This window comes from Streptomyces sp. NPDC050997 (genome assembly GCF_040660135.1).
In the GTDB taxonomy this organism is placed as follows: domain Bacteria; phylum Actinomycetota; class Actinomycetes; order Streptomycetales; family Streptomycetaceae; genus Streptomyces.
This window is the reverse complement of record NZ_JBFAGK010000002.1, coordinates 702,538-711,556: the sequence shown is the minus strand read 5'-3', so window position 1 is coordinate 711,556 and position 9,019 is coordinate 702,538. Positions and strand designations below refer to the sequence as shown.

Below are 9,019 nucleotides of genomic sequence, written 5' to 3'. Positions count from 1 at the left end.
AGCGTCTGGCGCGTCAACACCGCCCACTCACCAAGAAACCGATTCCGCGCCAGACCGAGGACGGACACCCCCGTCCCGTCCCCGACCCCCCACCACCGGCCGCCGCAGTCGCGACAGCCACCCCCACCTACGCCCCCGTCAACTCCACCTGAACCTCAACCTCCACCGGCGCGTCCAACGGCAGCACCGCCACCCCCACCGCACTCCGCGCGTGCACACCCGCGTCACCCAGCACCGCGCCCAGCAGCTCACTCGCGCCGTTCACCACACCCGGCTGCCCCGTGAAGTCCGACGCCGAGGCCACGAACCCGACCACCTTCACCACACGAGCGATACGGTCCAGATCACCCGCCACGGACTTCACAGCGGCCAGCGCGTTCAGCGCACACGTACGCGCCAGCTCCTTGGCCTCCTCGGCCGTGACCTCCGCACCCACCTTCCCGGTGACCGGAAGCTTGCCGTCCACCATCGGCAGCTGGCCGGACGTGTACACGTACACACCCGACTGCACGGCCGGCTGGTAGGCGGCCAGCGGCGGTACGACGGCAGGAAGGCTCAGGCCCAGCTCGGCCAACCGCGCCTCGACCGCGCTCACGCCTTCGCCCGCTTCAGGTAGGCCACCAGCTGCTCGGGGTTGTTCGGCCCGGGCACGACCTGGACAAGCTCCCAGCCGTCCTCGCCCCAGGTGTCCAGAATCTGCTTCGTGGCGTGGACGAGCAGCGGCACAGTTGCATATTCCCACTTGGTCATGTGGCCGACTTTAGCCGCTGCCCTCCCCCCATCCGCAGCCACGTTGTCCACAGCCTCCGGCGTAGCCCGCACGCGGACTGGTTAGGCTCGAATACGTGAGCAGGCTCCAGGTCGTCAGCGGCAAGGGCGGGACCGGTAAGACCACGGTCGCCGCAGCCCTAGCGCTGGCCCTCGCCACCGAGGGGAAGCGGACGCTTCTCGTCGAGGTCGAGGGTCGGCAGGGCATCGCGCAGCTCTTCGAGACGGAAGCGCTGCCTTATGAGGAGCGCAAGATCGCCGTCGCTCCCGGGGGCGGGGAGGTGTATGCCCTGGCCATCGACCCCGAACTGGCCCTTCTGGACTACCTCCAGATGTTCTACAAACTGGGCGGCGCAGGCCGAGCCCTGAAAAAGCTCGGCGCGATCGACTTCGCCACCACCATCGCGCCCGGGTTGAGAGACGTACTCCTCACGGGCAAGGCCTGCGAGGCGGTGCGCCGCAAGGACAAGAGCGGCCGGTTCGCCTACGACTACGTCGTGATGGACGCACCCCCCACCGGCCGTATCACCCGCTTCCTCAACGTCAACGACGAGGTGGCGGGCCTCGCCAAGATCGGCCCGATACACAATCAGGCGCAGGCCGTGATGCGGGTGCTGAAGTCGGCAGAGACGTCGGTGCACCTGGTGGCGCTGCTGGAGGAGATGCCCGTCCAGGAGACGGTGGACGGGATCTCCGAGCTGCGGTCGGCGAGTCTGCCGGTGGGGCGGATCATCGTGAACATGGTGCGGCCGGAGGTGTTGGACGCGGCCGACCTGGAACTCGTACGGACGGCCCCGCGGACGGCCGTCGCACGCTCGCTGTCGGCGGCGGGGCTAGGCGGAGCGCGACGCGGCGGGAACGCCGAGCGGCTGGTCGATCCGCTGGTGGCGCAGGCCAATGAGTACGCCGAGCGGTACACGCTGGAGCACGAGCAGCGGGCGGTGCTCGGCGAGCTGGGCCTGCCCTTGCACGAACTGCCGCTGCTCGCCGAGGGGATGGACTTGGCGGGCCTGTACGAACTGGCCACCGAACTGCGGGAACAGGGGATGTCATGAGCCCGAACGAGCCCCACTCCCAAGACCCCTCCCGCCACCGCCTCTCCCCCGCCCGCGTCCTCGACCTGGACCCCCTGCTCGACGACCCGAAGACCCGCATCGTGGTGTGCTGCGGCTCGGGCGGGGTCGGGAAGACCACCACCGCGGCGGCGCTCGGCCTGAGGGCAGCCGAGCGCGGCCGGAAGGTCGTGGTGCTCACCATCGACCCGGCACGCCGGCTCGCCCAGTCGATGGGCATCGACTCGCTCGACAACGTGCCCCGCCGGGTGAAGGGCGTCGATGACTCGGCGAACGGCGAACTGCACGCGATGATGCTGGACATGAAGCGCACCTTCGACGAGATCGTCGAGGCGCACGCGGATCCGGAGCGGGCATCCACGATCCTGAACAACCCCTTCTACCAGTCGCTTTCGGCGGGCTTCGCGGGCACGCAGGAGTACATGGCGATGGAGAAGCTGGGGCAGCTGCGGTCCAGAGACGCGTGGGACCTGATCGTCGTCGACACGCCCCCGTCCCGCTCGGCGCTCGACTTCCTGGACGCGCCGAAGCGGCTGGGGTCCTTCTTGGACGGCCGGCTGATCCGGCTGCTGACGGCCCCGGCGAAGCTGGGCGGCCGCGCCGGGATGAAGTTCCTGAACGTCGGGATGTCGATGATGACCGGCACCCTCGGCAAGCTGCTCGGCGGGCAACTCCTCAAGGACGTCCAGACGTTCGTGGCCGCGATGGACACCACCTTCGGCGGCTTCCGCACGCGCGCGGACGCGACGTACAAGCTGCTTCAGGCGCCAGGGACGGCGTTCCTGGTGGTCGCGGCGCCGGAGCGGGACGCGCTGCGGGAGGCCGCGTACTTCGTGGAGCGGCTGGCCGCCGAGGACATGCCCCTGGCCGGCCTGGTGCTCAACCGGGTCCACGGCAGCGGCGCCGCCCACCTGTCGGCCGAGCGGGCACACGCCGCCGCGGAAAATCTTGAAGAGCCCCGCATTGTCGATCAGGGGGACGGGAAAGCACTACTTCGTAACTCTCCCGACACGTACGACAGTTCAGAACCTCCTGCTTCCGACGAAGGCTCCCCCGCTGCCACGGACCAGGACCCCACGCAGCAAAAGCGCGCGCAGAAGCAGGACCAGGAGCGATCCGTCGAACAACTCACCGCAGGCCTGCTGAGGCTGCATGCCGAGCGCATGCGGCTGCTCTCCCGAGAGCAGCGCACACGTGACCGTTTCACGGCGCGCCACCCCGAGGTGGCGGTGGCCGAAGTGGCCGCGCTGCCCGGCGACGTCCACGACCTCGTGGGGCTGCGGGACATCGGTGACCGGCTCGCGGCCAAGCGGCCGGAGCTGCCCGAGACGGAGGCAGATGCCTGAGGGAGCCCCCCTCAGCTCACCGCCGCGTAGTGCTCGTAGACCTCGTCGTCGTCGAGGGGCAGGATGCCAGCCCCCCGCTCGTATTCCGTACGCGCGGTCTCCAGCAGCCGGCGCCAGGAGGTCACGGTCGGTCGCCTGCGCAGCAGTGCGCGGCGCTCCCGCTCCGTCATCCCTCCCCACACGCCGAACTCGACGCGATTGTCGAGCGCGTCGGCCAGGCACTCCGTGCGCACCGGGCAGCCGGTGCACACCGCCTTGGCCCTGTTCTGCGCTGCTCCCTGAACAAACAGTTCATCCGGATCGGTAGTGCGGCAGGCCGCCTGCGCACTCCAGTCGGTTACCCAGCCCATACCGGCGCCGTCCTCTCCCGAATCGAGGCTCCCCCACGGCGGCAGCGGCATATTCACCGCCGCCAGTTGAGGACGTTACGGAAGGTGGGCACAGCGCAACACCCCCTTCGGGCCCAATCTTGAATGGCCCGAACGGACTATGGGTAAGCGGCAGATCACCCGGGGGAGTGAGCTGGCGACATACGTGACTATCCCGGCAAACCAGGACAGTTATGTTGCGTCACAACGGGCACCAGGTGACACACGAGGCGGATTCGGACACGCCCCCACCAAAAAAGTTGGGGAACCTCCGGAACGATTCGGGGTCGCCGGACGTATTGATACGTAGCCCTACAGCTGTGACAGTTGAGAGCAGCTTAGGCCAAGGCATATACGTGTGTCCGGCGAATGAGAACGTAGGCTGCCCCCATGCCAAAAAAGCGTTCGGGCGGTGGTCTGTCCTCCACGCAGCAGGCCGCCAAGTTCCTCGGTGTCAGTGTGCTCGCGGGAGCCGTGATGGCCGGCATCGCGCTGCCCGCGGCGGGCGCGCTCGGGCTCGCGACCAAGGGGTCGGTGGAGAGTTTCGACGAGCTCCCGGCCAACCTGAAGACACCGCCGCTGAGCCAGCGCACCACGATCCTCGACGCCGACGGCGGCCAGCTCGCCACGGTCTACTCGCGCGACCGCACGGTGGTCGGCCTCAAGGACGTCTCGCCGTACATGCAGAAGGCGATCGTCGCGATCGAGGACTCGCGCTTCTACCAGCACGGAGCGATCGACCTGAAGGGCGTGCTGCGCGCGCTCAACAAGAACGCGCAGAGCGGCGGCGTCTCGGAGGGCGCCTCGACGCTCACCCAGCAGTACGTGAAGAACGTCTTCGTGGAGGAGGCCGGTGACGACCCGACGAAGGTCGCGCAGGCCACCCAGCAGACCCTCGGCCGCAAGATCAAGGAGCTGAAGTACGCGATCCAGGTCGAGGAGGAGCTCGGCAAGAAGAAGATCCTCGAGAACTACCTGAACATCACGTTCTTCGGTCAGCAGGCCTACGGTGTCGAGGCCGCCTCCCAGCGCTATCTCTCCAAGCACGCCAAGGACTTGACCCTCTCCGAGTCGGCCCTGCTGGCCGGCATCGTGCAGTCGCCCAGCCGCTATGACCCGATCAACGACGAGGCCGAGGCCACCAAGCGGCGCAACACCGTGCTGCGACGCATGGCGGAGGTCGGTGACGTCTCGCGGGCCGAGGCCGACAAGGCGATGAAGGATCCACTGGGCCTGAAGGTCAGCAAGCCCAGGAACGGCTGCATCACGGCCGTCCAGGGCGCCAGCTTCTACTGCAAGTACGTCGAGAAGGTCTTCCTCAGCGACCCGGTCTTCGGCAAGAGCAAGGAGGCCCGGTCGAAGCTCTGGAACCAGGGCGGCCTGACCATTCGTACGACGCTCGACCCGAAGGCGCAGGAATCGGTCGAGCAGTCGCTCGAGGACCACGTCTACAAGAGCGACAAGGTCGCCGCGGCCTCCACGCTGGTCGAGCCCGGCACCGGCAAGATCCTCGCGATGGGCCAGTCGAAGCCGTACGGCTACGGCAAGAACGAGACGGAGTACAACTACTCGGTCAACGCGGCGATGGGCGGCTCCAACTTCGGCTTCCCGACGGGTTCGACGTTCAAGCCGTTCCTGGCCGCGGCGGCGTTGGAGGAGGGCAAGCCCGCCACGCAGGCCTACCCCGCGCCGTACGAGATGCCGTACCCGAGCCAGGTCCAGTCCTGCAGCGGGAAGCCCTGGGTCAACGACAAGAACTACAAGCTCGAGAACGAGAGCGAGTCCGAGGTCGGGCCCTACGAGCTGAAGCAGGCCATGGCCAAGTCGGTCAACACCTACTTCGTGCAGATGCTCGCCGACATCGGCATGTGCCCGGTGGTGAAGATGGCCGACGCGCTGGGCGTGGTCCAGGGCAACGGCGACAAGGTCCCCGAGGTGCCCTCGTCGATGACGCTCGGTTCGACGGGTCTGTCGCCGCTGACGATGGCGAGCGCCTACGCGGCCTTCGCGAGCCGGGGCATGTACTGCACCCCGGTCGCGATCGAGTCGATCGCCCAGACCGTCGCCGGCGAGAAGAAGTCGCTGGAGGTGCCCAAGTCGACGTGCTCGCGCGCGATGAGCGAGAAGACCGCGGACACCGTCAATACGCTGCTGCGCGGTGTGGTCGACTCCGGTACGGGCAAGGCGGCCGGACTGTCGGGCCGGCAGAGCGCCGGCAAGACGGGTACGACGGACTCGCGGAAGAACGCCTGGTTCGTCGGCTACACGCCGAACCTGTCGGGCGCCGTCTGGGTCGGCAGCGCCTCCCAGAAGGTCGAGATGACCAACATCACCATCGGCGGCTCCTTCCACGCCGAGGTCTACGGCGGTGACACCCCCGGCCCGATCTGGCGGGACGCCATGTCCGGCGCTCTGGAGGGCAAGAGCGTGGAGACCTTCAACCTCGTCGACATCCCGGACCCCAAGAAGGAGGACCCTGACAAGGGTGATGGGAACGGCGATGGGAACGGCAACGGGAACGGCGACGGTGACAACGGCGACAGCAACGGTGCCACCGGCGGCCTGACCGACGGTGGCACGAACGGCGGCACGCAGCCGACGCCGAGCTTCAGCTTCCCGGACGGCTTCTTCCAGGGCAACGGCAACGGCGGAGGGCGCGGCTGACAGGCCCGCGTCTCCACTCCGCGCACCCCGATTCATGCGCACCCAGGCGTAATTGCGCCAGTTCCGTGGCAAGGGCACTCTCCTGGCGGCGGCCGTGACATATTCACCTGCGGCCCCGCCCCGAGGGTGCCCCTTGTCATTTTTTGAGGCGGTACTCGGGCGGTCGCCGAGAGTCGACGTACCCATGTCAGGAAAAGACGTAAGGAAGCGATCGTGCGCCGAACAGCGAGACTTGCCGCCACCATTGCGGCCGCCTGCACCATGGTCGGAATTGCCTCTTCCTCAGCCCAGGCCGACGACGCGAACGCAGGCATCTACACGGGCTGGAACCAGGTCGGTTACTGCGAGTTCCGCCCCTATGGCGAGCACCTCATCATCAAGGACCGGGATGCTGACGGGCACTCCGTTGTCGCGGAGCTCACCGTGGACGGATACGGGACGTACTACTACTGGAACAGCGAGGGCAATGACACCACCCGAGATGTCAATCTCTCATTCGCCGAGGATCACCATGTGACACTCCGCTGTCTGCTCGGCGACTGGCAGGGCACGCCCACCGGCGGAATCATCTGGGACAGCTACGACCACATGATGGAAGCGGTCAGGACCTGGACGTGATATCGGCGGTGGAGCGCTTCGCACCGCGGACATGAGAAGGGGCCCGGCACACGCCGGGCCCCTTCTCATGTCACGGCCCAGAAGGCCGGTTCACTCGCCGGGTCTCATGCCTTTCCAAAGGCATAGGGGCCGCACGAGTCCCAGTCCACCGTCTTGGTCCCGTACTCGCCCACGCACGCCTGGATGACGACGGGAGTCCCTTCGGGAATATCGAAGTCGTAGAGCATGCCCGTGCTCTTGCCCTTGTAGTTCCACAGGGTGTAGGTGAGCGGCGAGCTGTCGTTGACGTCGACAATCGCGACCGCCGAGTGCCCGTCGGCCTCCTCGTCGATGATGTTCACCTTTTCACCGTCCGCGGTGAACGTCACCATCGACGCGTAGTAGTTCTTCGCGTTGATGTGGGCATCCGTTCCCGCCCAGGCATTCCCGCTCATCATGACCGTGACCGCCGCTGCGGTGCCTACGGTGCACACCATCCGCTGAAACGGACGCATAGCTCTCCTTGGATAGCCGTTACAGTTCCCGCCGCGCCGGAATCCCCCCGGAACGGATCAGTTCAGGCGTCGACCTCGTTGCTGTAGGCGCCCGCCCGGGTCGCGCCGTCGTTAGACGCCCAGATGTGCACCCGGACCGACGTGCCTTCCGCGACGCTCCGGTCGCAAAGGGTCGCACCGGTGGTGGACGTGTCGTCGAAGCAGACGCCACCGGTGTTGTGCCAGGCGCCGTCCGAGCCCTTGTACTGCAGCTGGGCACGGGTCCCCCAGCCGTCCGGCTGGCGGTCCTCCGCCCACAGCTTCTCGCCGAGGGGTTCAAGGGTGCCGTTCCCGCCCGCGAAGGTGGCGCCGCTCCAGGTGTTCCACCAGGTGACGGTCGCCAGTCCGCTGGCGGATGCCGGACCGGTACCCACGGTGGCCACCAGACCGAAAGCGGCGGCACCGACGGCTGCGGCCATCAACGGCCGCTTGAAGGCGAGCTTCATATCGAACCTTCTCCCATACGAGAACAAGAATCAGTCGGATTTCAACGTGCCTGGTGAATAGCCGACTTACGACCCAGAAAGACTAGGCAGCGTCCAACAGAGGGGACAACGATTTCCGCTGGCCAATAAACGCCAGTCGGACAGCCCTGGAGCACAGTCAGGCGGCCTTTGCGGAACCGGAATCTGTTACCAGTAGCCCTAACTCCTGGGCGCGCGCACCCAGCGCGACTCGCCCCTTGACCCGCCAGCGGATCATCAGGTTTCGCATTCTGCGCTGAACCGTGCGGTGACCGAGCCCCAACCGTCGTCCGACAGCGGCTTCGCCCAGCCCCTCGAACAACAACTGAAGAATGCGCAACTCGACTTCATCGATAGCTGGTGCGTGATCCATACGAGGCCCCCCATGAGCACGCAAAGAACTGTTCACCTGGAGGTGAGCCTAGGTCAGCCTGGACATCCCTAATAGCCGTACAAAGTTGATCAGGCGCGCCAACTACGCATTTGGGGTGGCGCAATTGCGCCACCGCGGGGGGAGTCTGAGCCCTTTGTCCAGTTCGGCAGCCGAGGAGTTGACCGACTGCTCCTCGGCCGGCGGAGCGACGTGAAGACGTCGCCCCACTCGCCCCGTTGCCGCCCCATTGACACCCTTCAGCGAGTTTTATCCGGCTGTTCGAGGCGAAAAACGCTTCCTAAACTGACCGCGAGAGGTAGTGGACCAGCCGTCTCGGGGGAGAGAAAAATGACCATTACGTCGGATTTTGAGGCCAGTGCCGGTGTACCGTACATCGACGCGTGCGACCAAAGAATTCTGAACCTGCTGTACCTGGGGCTCAATGACGCGTCCATCGCACGGCGCCTGGGCGTGGGACACCGCACGGTGCAGCGCAAGATACAGCGCCTCATGGAACGACTGGAAGCCAACGGCCGGATGGCGCTGGGCGCCCGCGCCCAGGAATTCGGGCTCCTGCCGTCCGACAGCAGCGGCGTGTCCGATGCATGAAACCGCCCCAGTGCGCGCCCATCACCCATGCGACGAGGCGCAAGAACGCCCGCGGCTCCAGGAACGCGGACACGCACTGTTCGCACCCCTCGGCGTCATTACGCCAGCTCCGCGGACCGGCCTCTGCCTGGCCGGAGCACATGACACATTGGCCTGCGCCCGGTAGCCGTAGAAAGCTCTTTCCCACTCCTGGAGAGCTGGAT

11 protein-coding genes are annotated in these 9,019 nt (G+C 66.7%); 5 read left to right on the top strand and 6 right to left on the bottom strand.

What is annotated here, in order from left to right:
- Window positions 1-127: 127 nt before the first annotated feature.
- Together AB0H86_RS06460 and AB0H86_RS06455 are read right to left on the bottom strand one after the other, a co-directional pair.
- On the bottom strand, window positions 128-595 hold the full coding sequence (locus tag AB0H86_RS06460; protein WP_362433622.1) for a RidA family protein: 468 nt from the start codon (window positions 593-595) through the stop codon (window positions 128-130).
- The gene (locus tag AB0H86_RS06455) at window positions 592-750 is read right to left on the bottom strand and encodes a DUF4177 domain-containing protein (RefSeq protein WP_020129281.1); all 159 of its coding nucleotides are present in this window, start codon (window positions 748-750) and stop codon (window positions 592-594) included. Before AB0H86_RS06455 ends, AB0H86_RS06460 begins: the two co-directional genes overlap by 4 nt.
- A gap of 95 nt (window positions 751-845) precedes the next feature.
- Between AB0H86_RS06455 and AB0H86_RS06450 the strand changes: the two genes are divergently transcribed.
- Both AB0H86_RS06450 and AB0H86_RS06445 read left to right on the top strand, forming a co-directional pair.
- Window positions 846-1,823, top strand: a complete 978-nt coding sequence (locus tag AB0H86_RS06450) for an ArsA-related P-loop ATPase (protein WP_362433619.1) — start codon at window positions 846-848, stop codon at window positions 1,821-1,823.
- Complete coding sequence (locus AB0H86_RS06445; RefSeq protein WP_362433616.1) at window positions 1,820-3,187, top strand: ArsA family ATPase; 1,368 nt, start codon at window positions 1,820-1,822, stop codon at window positions 3,185-3,187. Before AB0H86_RS06450 ends, AB0H86_RS06445 begins: the two co-directional genes overlap by 4 nt.
- An 11-nt stretch (window positions 3,188-3,198) precedes the next feature.
- Here the strand turns inward: AB0H86_RS06445 and wblA are convergent, their stop codons facing one another.
- Window positions 3,199-3,537: a transcriptional regulator WblA gene (wblA, locus tag AB0H86_RS06440; RefSeq protein ID WP_362433732.1), complete on the bottom strand. Its 339-nt coding sequence runs from the start codon at window positions 3,535-3,537 to the stop codon at window positions 3,199-3,201.
- A 408-nt stretch (window positions 3,538-3,945) separates the two neighbouring features.
- Between wblA and AB0H86_RS06435 the strand changes: the two genes are divergently transcribed.
- Together AB0H86_RS06435 and AB0H86_RS06430 are read left to right on the top strand one after the other, a co-directional pair.
- On the top strand, window positions 3,946-6,219 hold the full coding sequence (locus AB0H86_RS06435) for a transglycosylase domain-containing protein (protein ID WP_362433614.1): 2,274 nt from the start codon (window positions 3,946-3,948) through the stop codon (window positions 6,217-6,219).
- 213 nt (window positions 6,220-6,432) lie between these two features.
- The gene (locus tag AB0H86_RS06430; RefSeq protein ID WP_362433611.1) at window positions 6,433-6,837 is read left to right on the top strand and encodes a hypothetical protein; all 405 of its coding nucleotides are present in this window, start codon (window positions 6,433-6,435) and stop codon (window positions 6,835-6,837) included.
- A gap of 104 nt (window positions 6,838-6,941) precedes the next feature.
- Here the strand turns inward: AB0H86_RS06430 and AB0H86_RS06425 are convergent, their stop codons facing one another.
- The 3 genes from AB0H86_RS06425 to AB0H86_RS06415 all read right to left on the bottom strand — a co-directional run bounded on the left by AB0H86_RS06425 (window position 6,942) and on the right by AB0H86_RS06415 (window position 8,207).
- A complete protein-coding gene (locus tag AB0H86_RS06425; RefSeq protein WP_362433609.1) occupies window positions 6,942-7,331 on the bottom strand; it encodes a hypothetical protein in 390 nt (129 codons plus the stop codon).
- A gap of 62 nt (window positions 7,332-7,393) precedes the next feature.
- Window positions 7,394-7,816 carry a hypothetical protein gene (locus AB0H86_RS06420; protein ID WP_362433606.1) on the bottom strand — a complete coding sequence of 141 codons (423 nt, stop codon included), beginning with the start codon at window positions 7,814-7,816 and terminating at the stop codon, window positions 7,394-7,396.
- A 157-nt stretch (window positions 7,817-7,973) separates the two neighbouring features.
- Complete coding sequence (locus AB0H86_RS06415; protein WP_362433604.1) at window positions 7,974-8,207, bottom strand: LuxR C-terminal-related transcriptional regulator; 234 nt, start codon at window positions 8,205-8,207, stop codon at window positions 7,974-7,976.
- A gap of 348 nt (window positions 8,208-8,555) precedes the next feature.
- On the opposite strand from AB0H86_RS06415, the gene AB0H86_RS06410 reads away from it, so the two are divergent.
- Window positions 8,556-8,816, top strand: a complete 261-nt coding sequence (locus tag AB0H86_RS06410) for a LuxR C-terminal-related transcriptional regulator (protein ID WP_362433602.1) — start codon at window positions 8,556-8,558, stop codon at window positions 8,814-8,816.
- Window positions 8,817-9,019: the final 203 nt, after the last annotated feature.

Bases quoted from the DNA above. Each gene is read 5' to 3' on its own strand.
- AB0H86_RS06415 (WP_362433604.1), bottom strand. From the start codon at position 8,207: ATGGATCACGCACCAGCTATCGATGAAGTCGAGTTGCGCATTCTTCAG.
- AB0H86_RS06420 (WP_362433606.1), bottom strand. From the start codon at position 7,816: ATGAAGCTCGCCTTCAAGCGGCCGTTGATGGCCGCAGCCGTCGGTGCC.
- AB0H86_RS06445 (WP_362433616.1), top strand. From the start codon at position 1,820: ATGAGCCCGAACGAGCCCCACTCCCAAGACCCCTCCCGCCACCGCCTC.
- AB0H86_RS06435 (WP_362433614.1), top strand. From the start codon at position 3,946: ATGCCAAAAAAGCGTTCGGGCGGTGGTCTGTCCTCCACGCAGCAGGCC.
- AB0H86_RS06455 (WP_020129281.1), bottom strand. From the start codon at position 750: ATGACCAAGTGGGAATATGCAACTGTGCCGCTGCTCGTCCACGCCACG.
- AB0H86_RS06410 (WP_362433602.1), top strand. From the start codon at position 8,556: ATGACCATTACGTCGGATTTTGAGGCCAGTGCCGGTGTACCGTACATC.
- AB0H86_RS06425 (WP_362433609.1), bottom strand. From the start codon at position 7,331: ATGCGTCCGTTTCAGCGGATGGTGTGCACCGTAGGCACCGCAGCGGCG.
- wblA (WP_362433732.1), bottom strand. From the start codon at position 3,537: ATGGGCTGGGTAACCGACTGGAGTGCGCAGGCGGCCTGCCGCACTACC.